This is a genomic window from Nocardioides malaquae (assembly GCF_015070385.1).
Taxonomy (GTDB): Bacteria; Actinomycetota; Actinomycetes; order Propionibacteriales; family Nocardioidaceae; genus Nocardioides; species Nocardioides malaquae.
The window spans coordinates 1-251 of record NZ_JADCSA010000816.1 but is presented as its reverse complement, the minus strand read 5'-3'; the positions used below and the strand labels follow the sequence as shown (position 1 = coordinate 251).

The 251-nt window shown below is 59.4% G+C and carries 1 protein-coding gene; it reads right to left on the bottom strand.

Translation table 11 applies throughout. The features are described from left to right. A partial coding sequence (locus tag IEQ44_RS16265; RefSeq protein ID WP_227487683.1) for a hypothetical protein occupies window positions 1–251 on the bottom strand: 251 nt, incomplete at both ends.

The window sequence follows — 251 nt, the reverse complement described above, 5'->3', positions numbered from 1 at the left end:
TGCTGATACCCGACAAACCACATCACCACGCGCACCGCCACGTCCAGCCCGCAGAGGATCATAAACAGCTTCCGCTTCTGCATCCGGCGCGTCAGCATCGGGGCGACCAGGCACAGCACTGCCGCGACAATCCCCATCACGCCAATCGCCATCTGCAGGCTGCCGTCGCCCAGGTTGTTGATAAAGAAGTAGATATACAGCCCGCCCGCCACGTTATGGAACACGCAGAAGAAGAACGACAGCAGGACGAT